Genomic DNA, 21,863 nt, shown 5'->3' on the forward strand with positions numbered 1-21,863 from the left:
AGAGTCGTGCGACCGGCACCACACGCTGTACGTGCGTGCGGTTGTCAGTAGGTCTTCAGGCCATCGGCGTGAAGGCGATACACCCGTCGACTTGTGGTCGGCGGGACCGACGGCCACAAGATAGTGGGGGTACCAGGTGTCGTCAACGCCAAATGTAGTGAATTTCCCTAATCCCTTGTGGCGCAAGGACCGGGCCGGAAAGGCGTCCGACGAACGGTCTGGACCTGTCGAAAGCGAGTGCGCAGTCAAGGGCAAATGGCCGGATTGTCCTCTTCGAAAACAGAACAACGCCCGCTCACACAGCCCTAACGAATGGCCGCCGGTCAGGGTGACTTCCGACCCGCGCCGGGGTCGCCCCGGAGTGCCACGCTCCAATACGCCTCCTTTATATGAACGCGACCATGCGCCTGCCCCTGATCGGCTGTCTGATGTTGGGCCTGACCGTGGCCGGTACCGCCGCGGCGGGCGAGAGCAAAGGCCCGCAGCTCTCCTCGCGCCAGTGCGGGGTGAGCACGCCTTACAACGTGCTGGTGGACAGTGGCGGGATCTGGCTGCGCAACCGCGAGCAGGTGCCGGCGGAGATCTTCTTCCACGATGGCGAGCTGAACATCGATCGCCAGCCGATCCCGGTCAGCGACGCCGACGCCGACGCCCAGCGCCTGCGCCAGCTGGAATGGGGCACCCGCCAGCTGGTGCCTGCCGTGGCCGGGGTGGCCGGCGAGGCCACGGACATCGCCTTCGATGCGCTGGGCGCCACGGTGGAGATCATGACCGGCAGCCGCCGCAAGGCGCGCGAGGTGGACGGGCTGCGCAAGGATGCCCATGCGTACGTCGGCCGTACCCTCGGCCGCGGTATCTGGGAGCAGGATCTGTTCGGGGAACAGTTCGAGGCGCGCATCGAGCAGGCGGCCGAGTCGATGTCGGCCTCGCTCGCCCGCGGCGTGATGTGGACGATGCTGACCGGCGGCGCCGGCCGGATCGAGGCCCGCGCCGAGAAGATGGAGGCCGACCTGGAGCGTCGCATGGAGGCACGGGGGCAGGCGCTGGAGGCACAGGCCCAGTCGCTGTGCACGCAGGTGCTGGCGCTGGATGCGATCCAGCAGTCGCTGGAGGTGCGCTACCAGGGCAAGCCGCTGGCGATGATGGTGATGGACCGCGAGGAGGACGCGGCCGCGCCGATCGCGCACGAACAGCCGCGCGGGAACGCGTTGGTGTTGCCGCCGATCTAGAAAGAATCCACGCATGGCGTGGATCTACATTGCGGCCTATTTACGCCCAGCGTGGAGTTACGCGCGGTGCGGGGTGCCCAGATACTCGGCGCTCTGCATTTCGATCAGGCGCGAGGCGGTACGTTCGAACGCGCCCTGCAGCCGGACGCCCGAATACAGCCCGACCGGTGAATCGGTCGCGGTGCAGACCAGGTTGACGTGGCGGTCGTACAGCTCGTCGATCAGGTTGACGAAGCGGCGCGCGGCATCTTCGTTGAGTTTGTCGAAGTGCGGGATGTCGCCGAGCAGCACGGTGTTGAATTCGTGCGCGATCTCGATGTAATCCGAGGGGCCACGCGGGCCTTCGCACAGCGCCTTGAAATCGAACCAGACGATGCTCTTGCCGCGGCCACGCACCGGGATCTTGCGCGCTTCGATCTCGATGTTGCCCGCCTTGGCCGGCTGCCCACCGCTGAGCTCGGCCCAGCGCCCGGCCAGCCAGGCATCGCTGCCGGCATCGATCGGCGACTGGTACACCGGCGAGCGGGTCAGCGCGCGCATGCGGTAATCCTCGGTGCCTTCGGCGTAGAGCTCCACGCAGTAGGTCTGCAGCAGCCCGATCGCGGGCAGGAAGCTGTCGCGCTGCAGGCCGTTGAGGTACAGGTTTTCCACCGCCGTGTTGGAGGTGGTCACCAGGGTCACGCCCTCGGCGAACATGCGCTCGAGCAGGCGCGCCAGCAGCATCGCATCGCCGATGTCGGTGACGAAGAATTCGTCCAGCACCAGCACGCGCAGCTTGCTGCGCCACTCCTGGGCGATCTTCGCCAGTGGGTCGCTCTGCCCCTGGTGCTCGCGCAGGCGCTCGTGGATGCCGCGCATGAAGCGGTGGAAATGCGTGCGGTACTTCTGTTCGATCGGCAGGCCGTCATAGAACAGATCGACCAGGAAGGTCTTGCCACGCCCCACCCCGCCCCAGAAGTACAGGCCCTTGACCGGCTCGGGCTTCTTCCAGAATGCGGAGAGGCGATCCAGCCAGCCGTCCTGCGCGCTGTCGACCAGCGCGAGATGGATGCGGTCCAGCTCGGCCAGGGCGGCGTGCTGGGCCGGGTCGTTCTGCCATTCGCCCCGGGCCACGCCATCGGCGTAGCGCTGCGACGGGGTCATCACGGTGTCGCTCATGCCGCGTCGGGGGCGGGGTTGGGCAGCCACTGCTTGACGCCATGGATGAGCGCGCCGCGCAGGTCGACGATCTTGCGGTGGAAGAAGTGGCTGGTATCGGGCATGCGCACCAGTTCGTGCGGTGCGTCCAGGCCGTCCAGCCAGTCATAGACCGCCTGCGGATCGACGATCTCGTCTTCCTCGCCCTGGATCACCAGCCACTGGGCCGGGGGCTGCATGCCCTCGAAGTCCCAGCGCCCGGCCGGCGGCGCGATCGAGATCAACGTGGTCGGCTGCAGGTCGCCCGCCGCGCGCAGCGAGACGTACGCACCGAAGCTGAAACCGGCCAGCCACAGGTCCTGGCCCGGCCGCTGTGCACGGACCCAGGCGGCGACGGCCTTGAGGTCGTCCTGCTCGCCCACGCCGTTGTCGAACGTGCCGGCCGAGTCGCCGACGCTGCGGAAGTTGAAGCGCACGGTGGCGATGCCCAGGTCGCGCAGCGCGCGCGCGGCCATGGTCACCACCTTGTTGTGCATGCTGCCGCCCTCGGTGGACAGGGGGTGGCAGACGATCGCCACCACCGGCTGTACCGCGACATCGGCCTCGGGCAGATCAACCACGACATCCAGCGGACCGACCGGTCCGTCCAGCGTCAGCGCACCGCTTTCTTGGGGAAATGGGGGATTGTGCATGGCGTCATAATACCGTCCCTCCGCGTGCTTCACCGCCGCCCCCGCCGGATCCGTACATGCACTTTCTGGTTTTCAGCGTTCTCTGCAGCGTGCTGGTCTCGGTCCTGCTGAAGCTGGCGCCGCGCCAGCGGCTGGACATGCCGCAGGTGGTGACCTGGAATTATCTGGTCGCCAGCGTGCTCAGCGCGGTGCTGCTGCAGCCCTCGCTGGCGTCACTGCAGGCCGCGCATGCGCCGTGGGCCGCCCTGCTCTGCCTGGCCGTGGCGCTGCCGGCGATCTTCCTGATGATGGCCCGCGCGGTGACCCGCGCCGGGATCGTGCGCAGCGATGTGGCCCAGCGGTTGTCGCTGCTGCTTTCGCTGCTGGCTGCGTTCCTGGTGTTCGGCGAGACCGCCAACGGCTGGAAGCTGGCCGGCCTGGGGCTGGGCCTGCTGGCGATCCTGGGGATCAGCGTTCGCCCGCGCGCCGGCGCGGCCGAACCCACTGGCGGGCGGGCCTGGCCGTGGCTGCTGGCGGTCTGGGTGGGCTACGCCCTGGTCGACATCCTGCTCAAGAAGGTGGCGTTGTCGGGTACGCCTTCGATGGCGGCACTTCTGGTCAGTTTCAGCCTGGCCTTCGTGCTGATGCTCATCCTGCAGCTATGGCGTCACCTGCGCGGCATTGCCCGCCTGCAGTGGCGCAACCTGGTTGGCGGCGCCCTGCTCGGGGCGCTCAACTTCGGCAACATCCTGTTTTACGTGCGCGCCCACCAGCACTTGCCGGACAGCCCGGCGGTGGTGTTCGCCGGCATGAACATCGGCGTGGTGGTGCTGGGCGCGCTGGTGGGCATCATCGGTTTCGGCGAGCGCACCAGTGTGTGGAACCGGGTGGGCCTGGCGCTGGCCGTGGTGGCGATCGGGTTGATCGCGTGGGGGACGTGGTGAGCACCTGTTGCTGGATCACACCCTGCATGGGCTTCACGGACGCGAATGCGGGGCCAACGCGCGTTCAACCATGCGAAGCGAGAGCTTTCCGGTCATGAAGATGAAAGCGGTAGAAACAAGGCATGGCGTCATCTACGGCCGTAATGCACTGATCGTCACGGCCACTGACCTGACCGTCCATCCAATGACGTTGACGGTCAAAGCGTCGCTATCTCTGTCCAACTGCATGCCCGAAATTCTCGACGCACCCGACGTAAACGTCACGTTCGTGTTTACAGACATCGAGCACCTGTCCGTATGTGGCGTAGAGGCTTATCCGAACGAAGAGTACACCGACTCAAGCTTCGATCTCGTTGAGGGTACGTATGGCAACGATAGAAAGCGGATCGTGCTCAGTTCGTACGATCATGTTTTCGATGTGGTCGGTCAGTGTGACGTGATCTACGGGTAGCCCGCGTACGTCGGTCGCCCAGACTACAGGCGGAAGGCGCCGGGAATGTCCATCACGCCCGGCGCCATGGTTCCCTCAGCGATCAAACCCCAGCAGCAGCGGATCGTGATCCGAGCTGCGCCACGGACCCGCTTCGTTGCGGTCGCGGTAACCGACATCGTCCGCCTCATCGGCGTTGATATGCCACTCCGCCGCCGCGCGCAGGCGCTTGGCCATGCCCGGGCTCAACAGCGCATGGTCCAGCCGGCCGGTCATGCCGTTGTAGACATAGCTGTAAGGCCGTTCGACCTTGGCGACCGCAAACGCATCCCGCCAGCCGGCCGCGTGCAGGGTGCGGATCGGGTCTTCCATCGCGTACGCGTTGAAATCGCCCAGCAGCATCGCATCGCGGGTGCCCGCGCCGGTGGGGTCGGTCGCCAGCCACTGGTCCAGCAGCGTGGCCGAGGCGACGCGGGTGGCATTCCAGCAGGCCTGGCCGTCCTTCTGATCGGCATCGGCGCCGGTCGCGTCCGAGCAGCCCTTGGATTTGAAGTGATTGGCCACCACCACAAACGGCTCGCCTTTGCCCGCACGGAAGGCCTGCGCCAGCGGCACGCGGCTGCGCTCACCGAAGGGTTCCTTCTCCAGCACAGCGGGGGCGCCGACCGGGGTCACGCGCGTGGCGCGGTAGATGATGCCGACCCGGATCGGGTTGTCACCCGGCCCCTGCTTCGCGTCGATGAAACGCCAGTCGGCACCCTGGCCCCGGTCCGCATTGAGCGCATCGACCAGCTGGGCGATCGCCGACTGCGGGCCGTAGCCGTCATTCTCCAGTTCCATCAGCGCGGCGACATCGGCACCGAGCGCGTTGATGGTGGCGACCAGCTTGGCTTTCTGCGCGTGATGTTCGGCCAGGGTGCGGGCGCCACGCAGGGTCGGGTAACCGCCGCCCTGGCCGTCGCCATTGAAGAAGTTCTCCAGGTTGAACGCCGCCACATGCAGGGCACCGGCCACCACCGGTACCGCCGGGCGGTCCAGCGCGGGCAGGTTCAGGGGGCGGGTCACCTGCAGGCGGGCGTTGCCTTTGGGATCGATGCGGACGATGCCTTCCACGTTGCGCAGGACCATGCCGGTGCGCAGGTTCGCCGCTGCCGGCAGGTAGGCCACCGGGCCGGGATCCCGGGCGTCGCTGCCATCGTCGAGCACCAGCCGGCGACGCAGGTTGTCGGCCACCTCATGGGCGTGCTCCGGGCTGCCGGGTGCGGCCACTTCGCTGGGCTGCCACAGGCGACCACCGAAGGCCACGGTCAACTCACCAAAGCGCGACAGGCCATCGGTGCCGGCCAGGGTCAGCGGCGCGGCGATGCGGACCTGCTGACCGTCCAGCGTGCGCCAGTCGGTGGGCGGCGCGGTCAGGGTGAGCGTGGCCGACGTGGTCGGCGCCGGACGCACCTGCGGCGAGGTGGCGGGCTGCGGCTGGGCGGCATGGACCGCGCCGGACAGGGCCAGCGCGAGAGCGAACACGAGGGGGGTACGGCGCATCGGAAGCAGGACTCCAGGGAAGTGCGACAAGGCTAACCATATAAAGTGAAACGCCGCCCTTCGGCGGCGTCGGTGACCTGATCCGGCAAAGCCGTTATTTCAGGTTGGCCAGCATCCAATCGACCGTGGCATGGATCTGCTCCTCGGTCAGCGCCGGATTACCGCCCTTGGGCGGCATGATGCCACCGTCCGGGCCGGTATAGCCCTCCACCGCATGCTTGTAGAGCGTGTCCTTGCCCTGGGCGATGCGCGCATCCCAATGCCCGTGATCCAACGTCGGCGCCTTGCCGACGCCATTGGTATGGCAGGCGGTGCAGAGGTTGTCGTAGATCACCTTGCCGTCGGTGGTGCCACCGTAGGCGACCTGCGAGGCGGCTTTGACCAGCGCGGCGGCCTGGGCAGCCGCCTGGGCGGCGGCACCGGTACTGCCGGCGTACACCGCACCGGCCGGCGCGATGCGCTGTTCCGTGCGTTTGGCCGCCATCGGCGAGACTTCAGGGGGGATGCTGGTATGCAGGTAGGCCGCGAAGATGATGAGGCCGAGTGTGATGGCCATCAGCAGCGCGATGACCATGGAGAAGCGTTTCAGGAACTCGAGGTCGTAATTCCGCACTCTCTATACCCCTGGCTGGTAGTCGTTGGACCACGGCTTGTCGGCCGAGTATGACCAGCGTCGGCGGCGCTGCGCAAGCGACCGCCGGGTGTCGCAATGCAGCATCGGCGCGACTCAGGCGCCCGCGGCACGCAGGCAGAAAACACAGATCGACTCGACCAGCGCATCTTCATCGCCGTGCGCATCGCGGCTCAGAGCGGTCGGTCCGACCAGCGCCTCGGTGAACGCCCCAACGATGCAGGCCGCTGCGACATGGGTGTCCTGCTGCGGGAAGGTGCCTGCCTCGACGCCATCGGCGACGATGCGCCGGAACACATCGCCGAACAGACGGCGGCAGCGGATGCGCTCGGCTTCCACTTCCGGATCGACCGGCTCGGCGATGAAGGCATAGGCCAGCCCGGGGCCGGCCAGCGCGCGCCGCACGAAGGCGGTGATCGCCCGGCGCAGGCGCTCCGGCGCGGGCAGCGGCTCGGCCGCGATCGCCTCGAAGATGCGCAGTTCGTGGTCCACCGCGGCGGTCAGCACCTCCACGAACAGCTCGGCCTTGGAGGGGAAGTGCCGATAGATCAGGCCGGTGGACACGCCGGCTTCGGCCGCCACCGCCGTCACCGGGGCGTTGCGGTAGCCGCCGGCCGCCACCAGCGCACGGGTCGCCAGCAGGATGCGTTCGCGGGCGCCGGCAAGGCGTTCTTCCATCAGGGCGGAGCGTTTATAGGCCATTTGTTGATTCTATGTTCAATTTTTGAATTTGTGTTCACTTCTTTCCCGAACCCGGCTACGCTGGGGGTACATCGCCCGCGGGACGGCCCTGTCAGCCCGTCCATCCCTCCCGGCGCGTCCCATCCCTTGTTGTTGCGGAGTCGCCCATGCACGTCCCGACCATGAACTTCGATCTCGGCGAAGAGATCGACCTGCTGCGCCAGAGCGTGGCCCATTTTGCCTCTGCTGAAATCGCGCCGCTGGCGGCCCAGGCCGACGAAGAGAATCTGTTCCCCAATGCGCTGTGGCGCAAGCTCGGCGAGCAGGGCCTGCTCGGCCTGACGGTGGAAGAGGAATACGGCGGCAGCGGCATGGGCTACCTCGCGCATGTGGTGGCGATGGAAGAGATCTCGCGTGCCTCCGGTGCCATCGCGCTGTCCTACGGTGCGCACTCGAACCTGTGCGTGAACCAGCTGCGCAAGAACGGCAACGAAGATCAGAAGAAGCGCTACCTGCCCGGCCTGTGCAGCGGCGAGCTGGTCGGCGCGCTGGCGATGAGCGAACCAGGCGCCGGCTCGGACGTGGTCTCGATGAAGCTGCGCGCGGACAAGCGCGGCGATCACTACGTGCTTAACGGCAACAAGATGTGGATCACCAACGGCCCGGATGCCGATGTGCTGGTGGTCTATGCCAAGACCGATCCGGATGGCGGCGCCAAGGGCATCACCGCGTTCCTGATCGAAAAGGGCATGAAGGGCTTTTCCACGGCGCAGAAGCTGGACAAGCTCGGCATGCGCGGCTCCAACACCTGTGAGCTGGTCTTCCAGGATTGCGAAGTACCCGAAGCCAACGTGCTTGGTGTGGTCGGCGGTGGCGTCAAGGTGCTGATGTCCGGCCTGGACTATGAGCGCGTGGTGCTGTCCGGTGGCCCGCTCGGCCTGATGGCTGCGGCCATGGACGTGGTGATGCCGTACGTGCACGAGCGCAAGCAGTTCGGCGAGGCGATCGGCACCTTCCAGCTGATCCAGGCCAAGCTGGCCGACATGTACGTGGGCCTCAACGCCTGCCGCGCCTATGTCTACGCGGTGGCACGCGCCTGCGACCAGGGCCGCACCACGCGTCAGGACGCAGCCGGCGCGATCCTGTATTCGGCCGAGAAGGCCACCTGGCTGACCGGCCAGGCGATCCAGATCCTGGGCGGCAATGGCTACATCAACGAGTACCCGACCGGACGGTTGTGGCGCGATGCCAAGCTGTATGAAATCGGCGCCGGCACCTCGGAGATCCGCCGCATGCTGATCGGCCGCGAACTGTTCCAGCGCACCAAGTAAGGGCCCTGCCATGACCGTATTGAGCACCCAGCTGCAACCGGGCAGCGACACCTTCGAGGCCAACCGCGCCGCGCTGCAGGCGGTGGTCGACGACCTGCGCGCCACCCTGGCGCAGACCGCGCTGGGCGGCAGCGAAGCGGCACGCGCCAAGCACACCGCACGCGGCAAGCTGCTGGTGCGCGACCGCATCGATGCCCTGCTCGACCCGGGCAGCGCCTTCCTGGAAATCGCCCCGCTGGCCGCGCATGGCATGTATGGCGACCCGATCCCCAGCGCCGGCGTGGTTGCCGGCATCGGCCGGGTCTCGGGCGTGGAGTGCGTGATCGTGGCCAACGATGCCACGGTCAAGGGTGGCACCTACTACCCGATGACGGTCAAGAAGCACCTGCGTGCGCAGGAAGTGGCCGAGCAGAACCGCCTCCCCTGCATCTACCTGGTGGATTCGGGCGGTGCATTCCTGCCGCTGCAGGACGAGGTGTTCCCGGACCGCGACCATTTCGGTCGTATCTTCTACAACCAGGCCAACCTGTCCGCGCAGGGCATCCCGCAGATCGCCTGCGTGATGGGCAGCTGCACCGCCGGTGGCGCCTACGTGCCAGCGATGAGCGATGAAACGGTGATCGTGCGCGAGCAGGGCACCATCTTCCTCGGCGGCCCGCCGCTGGTGAAAGCGGCCACCGGTGAAGTGGTCACCGCCGAAGAACTGGGCGGTGCCGATGTGCACACGCGCATCTCCGGCGTGGCCGACCACATGGCCGACAACGACCTGCAGGCACTGGCGCGGGTCCGCGCGATCATCGCCCAGCTCAACTGGCGCAAGCCCGAGCCGGCGCTGGCAGTGCAGGCCCCGGTGGAACCGCGGCATCCGGCCCACGAGCTGTATGGCGTGATCCCGGCTGACACGCGCAAGCCCTATGACGTGCGCGAAGTGATCCTGCGCCTGGTGGACGATTCGCGCTTCGATGAGTTCAAGCCGCGCTACGGCAATACGCTGGTCACCGGCTTCGCGCACCTGCACGGCTACCCGGTGGGCATCATTGCCAACAACGGCATCCTGTTCTCCGAGTCCGCGCTGAAAGGCGCGCACTTCATCGAACTGTGCACGCAGCGCGGCATTCCACTGGTGTTCCTGCAGAACATCACCGGCTTCATGGTTGGCCGCAAGTACGAGCACGGCGGCATCGCCAAGGACGGGGCCAAGCTGGTCATGGCCGTAGCCTGCGCCAAGGTGCCCAAGTTCACCGTGGTGATCGGCGGCTCGTTCGGTGCCGGCAACTACGGCATGTGCGGCCGCGCCTACTCGCCCAACTTCCTGTGGATGTGGCCGAACGCGCGCATCGGCGTGATGGGCGGCGAGCAGGCCGCCAGCGTGCTGGCCACGGTCAAGCGCGATGGCATCGAAGCCAAGGGCGGGCAGTGGTCGGCCGAGGAAGAAGACGGCTTCAAGTCGCCGATCCGCGCGCAGTTCGAATCGCAGGGCCACCCGTACTACGCCAGCGCCCGGCTCTGGGATGACGGCGTGATCGATCCGGCCGACACCCGTCGTGTGCTGGGCCTGGCGCTGTCAGCCAGCCTCAACGCCCCGGCGAAGAAGACCGACTTCGGCGTGTTCCGCATGTAATGCACGGGCGGTGCCGCCTGGCACCGCCGCCCCTGGCCCGCGCAACGAGACCACCATGTTCACCAAGATCCTGATCGCCAACCGTGGCGAAATCGCCTGCCGCGTCATCGCTACCTGCCAGCGCCTGGGCATCGCCACCGTGGCGGTGTACTCCGACGCCGACCGCAACGCGCGCCACGTGCGCCTGGCCGACGAGGCCATCGCGATCGGCCCGGCGCCGGCGCGTGAGAGCTACCTGCGCGGCGACGCCATCCTGGAGGCCGCCCGCCGCACCGGCGCGCAGGCGATCCATCCCGGCTACGGCTTCCTCTCGGAGAACGCCGGCTTCGCGCAGGCCTGCGCCGAGGCGGGCATCGTGTTCATCGGCCCCTCCGCTGCGGCGATCCGCGCGATGGGCGACAAGAGCGCGGCCAAGGCGCTGATGCAGCAGGCCGGCGTGCCGCTCACCCCGGGCTACCACGGCGACGAACAGATCCCCGAGTTCCTGCGCAAGCAGGCCGACAGCATCGGCTACCCGGTGCTGATCAAGGCCAGCGCAGGCGGCGGTGGCAAGGGCATGCGCCGCGTGGACGACAGCGCGACCTTCACCGAGGCGCTGGCCAGCTGCCAGCGTGAAGCGCAGTCCGCGTTCGGCAACGCACACGTGCTGGTGGAGAAGTATGTGGAGCGTCCGCGCCACATCGAGATCCAGGTGTTCGGCGACAGCCACGGCAACGTGGTGTACCTGTTCGAGCGCGACTGCTCGGTGCAGCGCCGCCACCAGAAGGTGCTCGAAGAAGCGCCCGCGCCCGGCATGACGCCCGAGCGCCGCGCCGCGATGGGCAAGGCCGCCGTCGATGCCGCGCGCGCGGTCAACTACGTCGGCGCGGGCACGGTGGAGTTCATCGCCGGCCCGGATGGCGATTTCTACTTCATGGAAATGAACACCCGCCTGCAGGTGGAGCACCCGGTCACCGAGTGCATCACCGGCACCGACCTGGTCGAGTGGCAGCTGCGCGTGGCCAGCGGTGAACCGCTGCCGCTGCAGCAGGATCAGCTGCAGATCCGCGGCCATGCACTGGAAGCCCGCCTGTACGCCGAAGACGCCGACCGCGGTTTCCTGCCGTCCACCGGCACCCTGCGCCACCTGCGCCTGCCGGCCAACACCGCGCACGTGCGCGTGGATGCCGGTGTCGAACAGGGCGATGCGATCACCCCGTTCTACGACCCGATGATCGCCAAACTGATCGTCTGGGACGTCGACCGCGACGCCGCACTGCGCCGCATGCAGCAGGCGCTGGCCGAATGCGAAGTGGTTGGCGTGACCACCAATGCCGCCTTCCTGCGCCGCTTGGTGATGACCGATTCGTTTACCCAGGCCAAGCTGGATACCGCGCTGATCGAGCGCGAGCAGGCCGCGCTGGCCCCCAACGACGGCGACAGCGATGCGGCACTCTGGGCGCTGGCCGCGATCGCCGGCGTGGCCACCAGCGAGGCTGCCAGCCGTGACGCGCGTGACCCGCACTCACCGTGGCAGGCCCAGGATGGCTGGCGCCTCGGCGCGCCGGCCGCACGCGCGCTGACACTGGAGCACCGGGGTGCGCAGCGCAGCGTGGCCGTGCAGGGCGCGGGCGAGCAGTGGACCGTGCGCATGGAGGGCAAAGCGCTGCAGGGCAGCGGGCGCCTGACCGGTGATGCACTGCGCGTGCAGATCGGCGAGCAGCTGCACCGTGCCACCGTCATCCGCGACGGCAATGAGCTGTACCTTTTCGGCAGCGAGGGCGTGCAGCGCTTCACCCTGCATGATCCGGTCAGCGAAGCGGACCAGTCCGTTGCCGATGCCGGCAGCCTGGTCGCGCCGATGCCGGGCCGTATCGTGGCCACACTGGTGGCACCGGGCACGGCGGTCAAACGCGGCGCGCCGCTGCTGGTGCTGGAGGCGATGAAGATGGAGCACACGCTGCAGGCGCCGGCCGATGGCACCGTGCAGGGTTACCGGGTCAAAGCCGGGGACCAGGTGGGCGATGGGGCGGTGTTGGTGGATTTCGAGGCGGGTTGATCGCGTATGCGAAGGGCCACGTCAGGGAACCCGCTCCCATACTCGCTCAACGGGATCGAACTCTGTCGTGGCCATCTGAGCGCTGCGGTGACCGAATCCGCATACGGCCAACACGCCTTGCTCCATTCCATCCAAGTCCAGCGCGGCTTCAATATCTTTCTCGTTGATTGCGGCGGTGACAAACGCGCCTAACCCCTGTTCCGTTGCACAGGTCAACAGCAACTGTGACAGATGCCCTACGTCCAGGATCACGGCCCGGTAAGCCTTGGCGTGATTTCTGTATTTCCAGTGTGATCGCGCGAAGCGTGCCACCAGAATCACCTGAACGTGCGCATCGGAGAACCACGGTTGCCCCGCACAGATCTTTTTAGCCAAGCCAATATGGATGGCAGATTGGTCTTCAAGACGGGTCAATGCGTGGTCAAGGGGGTGATAGTGATACAGGCCCGGCGTGATGCCATCCACGTGCTGAATGAGTAGATACGCCTCGGTGGGATGAAGCCCTCCAGCTGAGGGCGCGTTCTTTTTCAGGAAAGTGCTGTCTGCATCGAGGACGTAGGTTCCCGTCGCTCCAAAGCATCGCTGCAACATGCGCACAAGCGTGTCCTTCGACAAGGAACGCTCTCGGTCAAAGTTACGGCACGTGCTGCGCGATTGCAGCAGGATGTCGGTCTCATCCAGATCGAGGTTTGGAAGGTCGATCCGGCTACCGCGGGGTGGCACCGTCGCGGGCGGTGGCGGGCCCAGCCGGTCACGGAGACCGGCTGCAGTCTGCAGCCCGGCGACGCCCAACGCCACTCCACTGTCACGTCCTTGCCACCGGGACTGCCAATGCATCATGGCAGCAGGTCCCCACCAATCCAGGCTCCGCAAGCGCTCGTCCGCCAGTGCCTCTGGAGTGATGGACCCCTCTTGCAGAACAAGTCCGTGCTGTAGCAGTGCTTCCAGTTCCACATCGATGCCTCCGCAGCGCTGAGCTTGCCACGCGTCCGGATCAACTGCCTCAAGCCGTTGCATCATGGCAATGGAGACTTCCACCGGGGCATTCAGATGCGGGGCCAAGGCATGCCAGGCGGAGCGCACCTGAAAACCGCTGCCGCCATCGATTACTGCCTGCAATGAAAACTCGCGGCATTGCCAGGGCTCAAGGTAAAGATGTCGGCAGCGTCGGATACGAGGGAGGGGCACGTTCTGCTTCCGGGGAGAAGTGGGCTGTTACATTGTCGGCTGCAGTCCCGAGGAATGAAGCGTCGATCAGCATCAGGTCAATGCTAAAGAGGATGTACAGGTGGCCGATATTGCAGTTGCCGTTGAAGTGGCACTCACTCAACCCACTCTTCACCCAATGTGACCGACATGACCGCTGACAAGAAGCCGCTTTCCCCAGAAGATGCGGTTCGCCTTCTGGATCTTTTGTGCACCGATGATGATTTTCGCAGCCAGTTTGCCGTGGATCCCGCGTCCGCGATGACCCAGGTCAGCGACGAAGCCGCCGCTTCGTGTCACACGTGCGAGCCGGCAGGGAAACTGGCCAGCAAGGAAGAGTTTGCGCAGGCGCGCACCGAGCTACTCAAGTACCTGGCCTCGCACGCCTCATTTTATGTGCCGCATTGCTTTGTCGCAGGCAAGGTAGACGAACAAATGAAACGTAAACCCCGCCCCTGACGGTCGCTACTGCTGGCGCGCACTATGCGCGTCAGTAGCATTGAGTGCCATCAGGGAATAAGTACCGGCGTTCTCCGCATACACCAGCCCACGATGCCTGGAAAGCCATACGCGTTCGCGCTCGGCTGATGCCTGATCACCCTTGTCCAGGTAGGCCATGTGCAACGCCACATGTACCTGGAACAACTCCGCACCATCCACCAGTGCACTCAGTCGTTTGATGCTGGTATCGATGCGGCCCGATCTTCGATCGATTTCCGCGCTGGCAAGTTCGGCCATCTGCCGGGCTCGCGGATCACCAAGTTCACTCGCCATTCTGGTGAACACCGGCGACCAACGTTCGGCAACCGTACTCTCCCCCGCGCGCTGGGCCAGGTATACGCCCGCAGAGCCCATGTACAGCCATTCAGCCCGGTCACTACCAACGGCCGCCATTGCCTGCTGGTGCATGTTGGAAAGGGCTTGCCCAAACTCGTCGCCGCGCGGAGCGGAGCCCGAAACAGTTCTGAGCGCCAATTCCTGAAGCGAAAGTGCATTACAGACGTGGCCCTCAATGTCGCACGACTTACGCGCCCTGCGCGCATTGCCCAGCGCCTCATCCGCCTGACCTTGATCGGCGGCAATAGCTGTTCTCTGAAACCATGCCGGCAATGAGTCGTTGGGGATCGCATCCAAGACCCTGGATGCTCCGACAAAATCATCTCGAGCAGCAAGCACCGAAGCGAATTCGCGATTGGGTTGCCCTCGCCCCGCGCTCTCCACCTGCCGATACGTCTGAAGCGCCTGATCCAGCTCCTCCTGCGCCAACTGCGTTCTGGCCAACATTTGCAGGGCGACGTTGTACATTGGATTCTGTGTCACAGCAGCAAGGCGGGCCACCGCCTCGGCGTCTCCGTAACGGCCGAGGGAGAAGAGGGCATTTGCACGGTTGGCGTGTGCGGCATGGTAGTCAGGGTACAGGTCACCAAGCAGCTTCCATTTATGCGCAGCAACAGCAACGCCTGCATCGTTGAGTTCAGATGCCCAGGCGTCCAGATAAAGCGCATCGCGCGGCGCCATCTTTGCCTTCAATGCCAGTGTACGTTTCAGCAACTGTCGCGCGCGGATCGTTTCGCCACGAGCGAAATAAACGCGCATTTGGCCAATGTACGCAAAGGCGAACTCGGGATCGAATCGTGCGGACTGCTCAAAGAATGCCAGCGCGTCCGGATATCGATACTCTCCGTATGCCTTGAGACCAGCGGCGTACGCATGCAACGCATCCAGATTGCTGGTGGCTACCTCGGGCAGAGGAGCGGACGTCCGGCTGACGTCCTTCATTGCCTCGCCCAAGCGCGTGCGTAAGGACGCAACCACACTGTCAGTGGAAGCGAGCGCCGAGTCCACACCTCGCCCGTCCGCGTACTCGGAGTAGACCGTCGCCCCTGTTCGGGGATCTACGATTTCCACTGCAACCCGCAGACTGCCGTTGACCTCCATGACAGACGGCATGATGACCGCGCGCGCGCCCTCTCGAATCGCAACTTCGTTGGCCGTGCGCCTGTCCATGGGCATGTCGGGTTTGCGCTGCATCCGGTGAAGCGTGTCGCGCACCTTCAGATCGCCAAGTACGTTTACGTACCGTGATTGCTCCAAGCTGATACGAAATGCCTGTTGCAGCGAATCATCAAGCAGAGCGTTGTCGGTCATGTTGCTGACATCACCCAGTACTACCCAATCCCGCTCAGCAAATGCTATTGCGGGCTCCGGACGGAACATTGCCCAAGCGCCAATAGCCAGCATGACCAGGACGGCCGTTTCTGCGGCCAATGCCGCTGGCTGCCGCCATAAGGGAATGTCGCGCCGCGCCTTAGCGTTGCTACGAGGCATTCGAAGAGGAGCAAAGCCTACTTCGCCAACCTCAAAGACCTCCTGGCTGGTCGGTACGCCTTTGAAGCGCCACCGCCCGTGCGACTTCCACAGCAGGTTTTTACCGCGCTCACCCAGTTCAGCAGTCGCCCGGTGGGTGAGCGATTCGGCCACCGCCGACAGCAGAATCTGCCCGGGTCGCGCCAACGTCATCAATCGGGCCGCCATGGGCTTGGCCAACCCTTCCACTTCCACCGACTTCGCCCCCACCTTGACCGCTTCCGCACTGTTTTCCCATGTGAGGATCTCGCCCACATGGAGGCCGGCGCGCGCGCGAAGCATGATGGAGCGCGCCTGCCCCAAACGCTGCAGTCCGCGCTGGTAGTCCAACGCGAAGCCGAGCGCATCTATGGCCCGCTCGAACAACAGAAACAGCCCGTCCGAACGATCGATCTGGTGCCCGTTCCACTGCTGCTGCAACGCCAGCACCAGCCGGTCATGCTCCTGGAACAGCTCAGCCGCCGCCGCATCACCGATGCGCTCCACCAGGATCAGCGAGTCGCACAGATCGGTGAACAACAGCGCCCGCATCTGCGGGGCCTGGGTCGACGTTCCGTTGTCGCCGTTCATGCCGATCTCCCGATCAGGGTGTGGCGGTCGCCGAGCGCGACCAGTGCAATCGGTTGCCGCCCAGGCGCTTGGCCTGGTACAGCGCGTTGTCGGCGCGAGCGTACCACTCGCTCCAGTCGGTACGGGGGTCGATCAGGCACACGCCGATGCTGACCGGGCACAGGTGCGGCACGCCCTGCGCGCGCCCCATCAGGCCGTGCACGGCGCTGAGGATGAACTCGGCCGCGTGCTGGAGGCTGTCCGGGTTGACGTGGCGCAGCAGCAGGCAGAACTCGTCACCCCCGAGTCGGCAGGCAATGTCCAGCTCGGTGGTGACCGAGCGCAGGATGTTGGCCACGCTCTGCAGCACGCGGTCACCGGCCTGGTGGCCATGCTCGTCATTGACCTGCTTGAAGTGGTCGCAGTCGATCAGCAGCAGGCCCTGCGGCGCGCTGTCTTCCTGCGCGCGGCATTCCTGCAGGTACAGGGCCAGGCCACGCCGGTTGTGCAGGCCGGTCAGCTCGTCGGTGCGCACCAGCTCACGGGTGTGGGTGAGCTGGTGGGTGGTGACGTAGAGATTGTCCAGCGCGGTTTCGAGATCGTGGTTGCGGCGGCGCAGCTGGCGGATCAGCACCTGCTCGTTGCCCACCACGCGCATGATCGTGCGGCGCAGGAAATAGGCGAGCAGGCTGGGGTCACGGTTGACCAGGCGCTGGAAATCATCGTGGTCCAGTTCGAGCACGACGCTGTCTTCGACGGCACGTGCACCGGCACTGCGCTGGTGGTCGCCGATCAGCAGACCCAGCTCGCCGAAGAACTCATTGGGGCCCAACGACTTGACCACCAGGTCTTCGCCGAAGTCCAGTTCGATGCAGCCGCTGACGATGACGTACATCGTGCTGCCGGCATGGCCGCGGTGGAACAGGTGCGTGCCTTGGTCCAGCTTGCGCTGGCGGCCGAACTCGGAGAACAATGCGGACTCGCCGCTGCTCAGGATGGCGTGCACGATCTCAGCCATCGCCTTTCGGTCGATGTCTGTTTCTCGTTCGCACATGATCGCCGCCGCACCCTTGCCGGTCATTTCCGAACACCCGCTTTCCAGCGCCCCCTGGTGAGCGATGGAGGATAGCACTCCTCAAAACTGTGCGCCCTATCCCATTTCCGACTATTACGCCCCAAAATCGTGAAACGGTGCACGTTCTGCCGCCTTCGACCCCGTGAAGACCGGGCTGCGGCACCCGAAAAGGGCGGCCAGTCCCCCGACTGATCGCCCTGCTGGCCCTCCCTGCCCCCTGCCCGGACGGGGTCAGGCCGCCCGGTCGGCGTTGAACTGCTCTTCCTCGGTGGACCCGCTCAGTGCGGTCGTCGAGGACTGGCCCTGCTGGATCGCCTGGGTCACCGCGTCGAAGTACCCCGTGCCGACTTCGCGCTGGTGCTTGACCGCGGTGAAGCCCCGGTCGGCGGCGGCGAACTCGGCTTCCTGCAGCTCCACGAAGGCGCTCATCTGGCGGCGGGCGTAACCGTGGGCCAGGTTGAACATCGAGTAGTTCAGGGCGTGGAAGCCGGCCAGGGTGATGAACTGGAACTTGTAGCCGTAGGTGGCGATCTCCTTCTGGAAGGTCGCGATGGTGGCGTCGTCCAGGTTCTTCTTCCAGTTGAAGCTGGGCGAGCAGTTGTAGGCCAGCAGCTTGCCGGGGAACTTCGCATGGATCGCCTCGGCGAACTTGCGGGCGAACTCCAGGTCCGGCTTGCCGGTCTCGCACCAGATCAGGTCGGCGTAGGGCGCGTAGGCCAGGCCGCGGCTGATCGCCTGGTCCAGGCCATTGCGGGTCTTGTAGAAGCCTTCCACGGTGCGTTCGCCGGTGGTGAACGGCTGGTCGTTGCCATCCACATCGCTGGTCAGCAGGTCGGCGGCCTCGGCGTCGGTACGCGCCACCAGCAGGGTCGGGACGCCCATCACGTCGGCGGCCAGGCGCGCGGCGTTGAGCTTTTCGATGGCCTCGCGGGTCGGCACCAGCACCTTGCCGCCCATGTGCCCGCACTTCTTGACCGAGGCCAGCTGGTCCTCGAAGTGCACGCCCGCCGCGCCGGCCTCGATCATCGCCTTCATCAGTTCGAAGGCGTTGAGCACGCCGCCGAAACCGGCTTCGGCATCGGCCACGATCGGCTGCAGGAAGTCGATGTCATCCTTGCCTTCGGCATGGTGCAGCTGATCGGCACGCAGCAGGGTGTTGTTGATGCGTTTGACCACCGCCGGCACCGAATCGGCCGGGTACAGCGACTGGTCCGGGTACATCTGGCCGGCCAGGTTGGCATCGGCGGCAACCTGCCAGCCGGACAGGTAGATCGCGTTCAAGCCGGCCTTGACCTGCTGCATGGCCTGGTTGCCGGTCAGCGCGCCGAGCGCGTTGACGAAGTCCTTTTCCTGCAGGTACGTCCACAGCTTCTCCGCGCCCAGCCGCGCCAGCGAGTGCTCCACGTGCACGGTGCCACGCAGGCGCACCACATCGGCGGCGGTGTAGTTGCGGGTGATCCCGGCCCAGCGCGGGTCGGTGTTCCAAGCGTGCTGGATCTGTTCGGCGGTCTGCAGGGTGCTCATGTCGAATCTCCAAAGGGAACGGATGCGGTAACAGCAGGTGGATGGATGGCGGTCAGTCGAGACGGTCGTAGGCAGGCAGGGTCAGGAAGTCGGTGAGCTCCTCGCGGCGGCTGAGCGCGGCCAGCAGCGCGATGGACTCGGGGATGCGGGCGCTGCCCGGCAGCGCGGTGGTGTCACCCAGCCGCGCCGGCAGTTGGGCCAGGGTGGCGTCGAGCAGGGCCAGGTCGATGGCGGTGCCGTCGTCCAGGTGCTGGCCGGGGGTATGCAGCCACTGCCACAGCTGGCTGCGGCTGATCTCGGCGGTGGCCGCGTCCTCCATCAGGTGGTGGATCGGCACGCAGCCGTTGCCGTCCAGCCAGGCGGCCAGGTAGCGCACGCAGACCTCGACGTTGCCCTCGAAACCGGCGCGGGTGATGGTGCCGGTGGGCGCGGCGATCAGATCATCGCGGCCCACCTGCACATCGTTGCGCAGCACGCGATGCTGGTTCGGCCCGGACATGTGTTCGTCGAAGATCGCCTGCGCGACCGGGATCAGCGCGGGGTGGGCGACCCAGGTCCCGTCATGGCCGGCGGTGACTTCGCGCAGCTTGTCCGCTCGCACCCGCGCCATCGCCTGCTCGTTGGCGGCCGCGTCATGGTTGATCGGAATCTGCGCGGCCATGCCACCCATCGCATGCGCGCCACGGCGGTGGCAGGTACGGATCAGCAGCTCCGAATAGGCCTTCAGGAACGGCTGGGTCATCGTCACCTGGCCGCGCTCGGGCAGCACCTTGTCGGCGTGGCGGCGGAAGGTCTTGATGTAGGAAAAAATGTAATCCCAGCGGCCACAGTTCAGGCCGACGATGCGGTCGCGCAGCGCATGCAGGATCTCGTCCATCTCGAACACCGCCGGCAGCGTTTCGATCAGCACCGTGACCTTGATCTGGCCGTGCGGCAGGCCGAGCATGCCCTCGATGTGCGACAGCGCGGTCTCCCACAGCGCGGCCTCTTCCATGCTCTGCAGCTTGGGCAGGTAGAAGTACGGCCCACGCTGCCTGCACATCAGCGTGCGGGCATTGTGGAAGGCGAACACCGCCGCATCGAACAGGCCACCGGCGATCGGCTGGCCATCGATGCGCACGTGCTTCTCATCCAGGTGCCAGCCACGCGGGCGGACGATCAGCACGGCCTGCTCGTTGAACGGACGCAGGGTGTACTGCTTGCCCGGCTTCCCATCCACGGACGGGCCGGTGTAGGTCAGATCGCCACGCACCGCGCCGATCAGCGCCTGCTGGCCGGCCAGCAGGTTGCGCCAGGCCGGGGCGGTGGAATCCTCGAAGTCGGCCATGAACACCTTGGCGCCGGAGTTCAGCGCGTTGATGACCATCTTCGGGTCGGTCGGGCCGGTGATCTCCACCCGGCGGTCCTGCAGCGCCTCCGGCAGCGGGGCGACGTGCCAGTCGCCGGCGCGGATCTCGGCGGTATCGGCACGGAAGTCCGGCAGGCCGCCGCCATCGAAGAAGGCCTGGCGCGCGACCCGTGCCTGCAGCCGGCGCTGACGCTCCGGCTCCACCGCCCGGTGCAGCGACACCAGCAGCGCCAGCACCCCCGCCGGCAGCAGCGCGGACTGGCCGGCCAGCTGGGTGGTGAGGGCAATGCCGGGGGTGGCCGGTGCATCGGCAGGGGTGGGCTGGGCGGTGGCGTAAGCGACGGCGGACATGGCGGACTCCTGCGGTGCGGTTGAGCTCCACCGTGCGCCGCCGCGCCGATATTTGACAAAGCAGTTATTGCAATAGCTTACATAAGGTGTGCTTATACTCATGACGCCATGACCACGCCGCGCACGCCAAGCCCCCGGTTTTCCTACAAATCCGATCGGCTCAAGCCGCTGCGGGCGTTCTGCCAGACGGTCCGCCTCGGATCAGTCTCACGAGCTGCTGAGGCGCTGTTCGTCAGCCAGCCGGCCATCAGCCAGCAGTTGCAGGCCTTGGAGCGAGAACTCGGCGTCAACCTGTTCGAGCGCAGCGGCCGCCGTCTGGTGCCAAGCCGCGAAGGCCAGTTGCTGTATGACATGGCGCTGCCACTGGTGGAGAACCTGGACGGGCTGGAGGCCAGCTTCCGCGACAAGGTGAAGGGGCTGGATGCCGGCGAGCTCAACATCGCGGCCAACAGCTCGACCATCCTGTACCTGCTGCCGCGCATCGTGGAGCGCTTCCGCCAGCGCCACCCGGATGTCCGCCTGACCCTGCACAACGCGATCAGCGCCGATGGCACCGACCTGCTGCGCAGCGATGCGGCCGACCTGGCGGTGGGCTCGATGACCGACGTGCCGGCCGACCTCAGCTACGCCCCGGCCTACCGCTTCGAGCAGGTGCTGATCGCCCCGCCCGAGCATCCGCTGGCGCACGGCGAACTGAGCCTGGAGGCGATCTCGCAGTATCCGCTGGTGCTGCCGCCGAAACGACAGATCACCTACCGGCTGGTGGACCAGGTGTTCCAGCGGCATCGGCTGCCCTACACCGTGGCGCTGGAGGTCGGCGGCTGGGAAGTGATCAAGCAGTACGTCGCGATGGGCATGGGCATCTCGATCGTGCCGGCGCTCTGCCTCCACGATGCCGACCGCGAGAAGCTGGTGACGCGCTCGATGAGCGCGTGGTTCCCGGAGCGCAGTTACGGGGTGATCGTGCGGCGCGGGCGGTTTCTGTCACCGCAGGCGCGGGCGTTCATCGAGCTGATCCAGCCGGACCTGTTCAGTCCGCGCAGCTATGACGAGAGTGGACATTCGGAGCGGTGACGCGATTGTGGGGTAGGTACCAGTGATCGTGATCGTTGGACCGGCCAGAGTTTCATGGCCACTCAGGAGCTGTTCTGCGCTTAGCGCCGCTCGATCTCTACCGGTGACAGCTCG

At 66.1% G+C, this 21,863-nt stretch carries 18 protein-coding genes; 8 read left to right on the forward strand and 10 right to left on the reverse strand.

Annotation, left to right across the window (positions count from 1 at the left end):
* The first annotated feature begins 401 nt into the window (after positions 1-401).
* Positions 402-1,229: a DUF2884 family protein gene (locus tag ABE464_RS08210; protein WP_346471542.1), complete on the forward strand. Its 828-nt coding sequence runs from the start codon at positions 402-404 to the stop codon at positions 1,227-1,229.
* Between the two features lie 57 nt (positions 1,230-1,286).
* On the opposite strand, the gene zapE is transcribed toward ABE464_RS08210, so the two are convergent.
* On the reverse strand, positions 1,287-2,387 hold the full coding sequence (gene zapE, locus ABE464_RS08215) for a cell division protein ZapE (protein WP_102788834.1): 1,101 nt from the start codon (positions 2,385-2,387) through the stop codon (positions 1,287-1,289).
* Positions 2,384-3,058 (reverse strand): CocE/NonD family hydrolase, encoded by a 675-nt coding sequence (locus ABE464_RS08220; RefSeq protein WP_346471543.1) that lies wholly within the window; start codon positions 3,056-3,058, stop codon positions 2,384-2,386. The genes zapE and ABE464_RS08220 overlap by 4 nt, the downstream gene beginning before the upstream one ends.
* A 56-nt stretch (positions 3,059-3,114) precedes the next feature.
* Here ABE464_RS08220 and ABE464_RS08225 point away from each other — a divergent pair, with 56 nt between their 5' ends.
* Entirely contained in the window at positions 3,115-3,981 is an 867-nt protein-coding gene (locus tag ABE464_RS08225; protein ID WP_346471544.1) for an EamA family transporter, read from the forward strand.
* A gap of 7 nt (positions 3,982-3,988) precedes the next feature.
* Positions 3,989-4,432, forward strand: a complete 444-nt coding sequence (locus ABE464_RS08230; protein ID WP_346471545.1) for a hypothetical protein — start codon at positions 3,989-3,991, stop codon at positions 4,430-4,432.
* 75 nt (positions 4,433-4,507) lie between these two features.
* Here ABE464_RS08230 and ABE464_RS08235 read toward each other — a convergent pair whose 3' ends face one another.
* The 3 genes from ABE464_RS08235 to ABE464_RS08245 all read right to left on the reverse strand — a co-directional run bounded on the left by ABE464_RS08235 (position 4,508) and on the right by ABE464_RS08245 (position 7,286).
* Entirely contained in the window at positions 4,508-5,953 is a 1,446-nt protein-coding gene (locus ABE464_RS08235) for an ExeM/NucH family extracellular endonuclease (protein WP_346471546.1), read from the reverse strand.
* Positions 5,954-6,047: 94 nt separating this feature from the next.
* Positions 6,048-6,566, reverse strand: coding sequence for a c-type cytochrome (locus ABE464_RS08240; RefSeq protein ID WP_046272290.1), 519 nt, complete (start codon positions 6,564-6,566; stop codon positions 6,048-6,050).
* A gap of 114 nt (positions 6,567-6,680) precedes the next feature.
* Positions 6,681-7,286 (reverse strand): TetR/AcrR family transcriptional regulator, encoded by a 606-nt coding sequence (locus tag ABE464_RS08245; RefSeq protein WP_123731088.1) that lies wholly within the window; start codon positions 7,284-7,286, stop codon positions 6,681-6,683.
* A 146-nt stretch (positions 7,287-7,432) separates the two neighbouring features.
* Here ABE464_RS08245 and ABE464_RS08250 point away from each other — a divergent pair, with 146 nt between their 5' ends.
* Genes ABE464_RS08250 through ABE464_RS08260 form a run of 3 tightly spaced genes read left to right on the forward strand, consistent with a single transcriptional unit; the run spans position 7,433 to position 12,255 of the window.
* Complete coding sequence (locus ABE464_RS08250) at positions 7,433-8,596, forward strand: isovaleryl-CoA dehydrogenase (protein WP_121044350.1); 1,164 nt, start codon at positions 7,433-7,435, stop codon at positions 8,594-8,596.
* 10 nt (positions 8,597-8,606) lie between these two features.
* The gene (locus ABE464_RS08255; protein ID WP_070426393.1) at positions 8,607-10,217 is read left to right on the forward strand and encodes a carboxyl transferase domain-containing protein; all 1,611 of its coding nucleotides are present in this window, start codon (positions 8,607-8,609) and stop codon (positions 10,215-10,217) included.
* Between the two features lie 55 nt (positions 10,218-10,272).
* A complete protein-coding gene (locus tag ABE464_RS08260; RefSeq protein ID WP_346471547.1) occupies positions 10,273-12,255 on the forward strand; it encodes an acetyl/propionyl/methylcrotonyl-CoA carboxylase subunit alpha in 1,983 nt (660 codons plus the stop codon).
* A gap of 21 nt (positions 12,256-12,276) precedes the next feature.
* Here the strand turns inward: ABE464_RS08260 and ABE464_RS08265 are convergent, their stop codons facing one another.
* On the reverse strand, positions 12,277-13,443 hold the full coding sequence (locus ABE464_RS08265; protein ID WP_346471548.1) for a putative peptide maturation dehydrogenase: 1,167 nt from the start codon (positions 13,441-13,443) through the stop codon (positions 12,277-12,279).
* A gap of 168 nt (positions 13,444-13,611) precedes the next feature.
* Between ABE464_RS08265 and ABE464_RS08270 the strand changes: the two genes are divergently transcribed.
* Entirely contained in the window at positions 13,612-13,920 is a 309-nt protein-coding gene (locus ABE464_RS08270) for an NHLP-related RiPP peptide (RefSeq protein ID WP_265309949.1), read from the forward strand.
* 6 nt (positions 13,921-13,926) lie between these two features.
* On the opposite strand, the gene ABE464_RS08275 is transcribed toward ABE464_RS08270, so the two are convergent.
* The 4 genes from ABE464_RS08275 to aceB all read right to left on the reverse strand — a co-directional run bounded on the left by ABE464_RS08275 (position 13,927) and on the right by aceB (position 20,675).
* On the reverse strand, positions 13,927-16,398 hold the full coding sequence (locus ABE464_RS08275) for a putative peptide modification system cyclase (protein WP_346471549.1): 2,472 nt from the start codon (positions 16,396-16,398) through the stop codon (positions 13,927-13,929).
* Between the two features lie 13 nt (positions 16,399-16,411).
* Positions 16,412-17,458: a GGDEF domain-containing protein gene (locus tag ABE464_RS08280; protein WP_265309948.1), complete on the reverse strand. Its 1,047-nt coding sequence runs from the start codon at positions 17,456-17,458 to the stop codon at positions 16,412-16,414.
* Positions 17,459-17,683: 225 nt separating this feature from the next.
* On the reverse strand, positions 17,684-18,976 hold the full coding sequence (gene aceA / locus ABE464_RS08285) for an isocitrate lyase (protein ID WP_346471550.1): 1,293 nt from the start codon (positions 18,974-18,976) through the stop codon (positions 17,684-17,686).
* Positions 18,977-19,028: 52 nt separating this feature from the next.
* Positions 19,029-20,675 carry a malate synthase A gene (gene aceB, locus ABE464_RS08290; RefSeq protein WP_346471551.1) on the reverse strand — a complete coding sequence of 549 codons (1,647 nt, stop codon included), beginning with the start codon at positions 20,673-20,675 and terminating at the stop codon, positions 19,029-19,031.
* 108 nt (positions 20,676-20,783) lie between these two features.
* Here aceB and ABE464_RS08295 point away from each other — a divergent pair, with 108 nt between their 5' ends.
* Positions 20,784-21,749 (forward strand): LysR substrate-binding domain-containing protein, encoded by a 966-nt coding sequence (locus ABE464_RS08295; protein ID WP_179460522.1) that lies wholly within the window; start codon positions 20,784-20,786, stop codon positions 21,747-21,749.
* Positions 21,750-21,863 lie beyond the last annotated feature (114 nt).

This window comes from Stenotrophomonas sp. TWI587, assembly GCF_039674145.1.
Lineage (GTDB): Bacteria > Pseudomonadota > Gammaproteobacteria > Xanthomonadales > Xanthomonadaceae > Stenotrophomonas > Stenotrophomonas maltophilia_AY.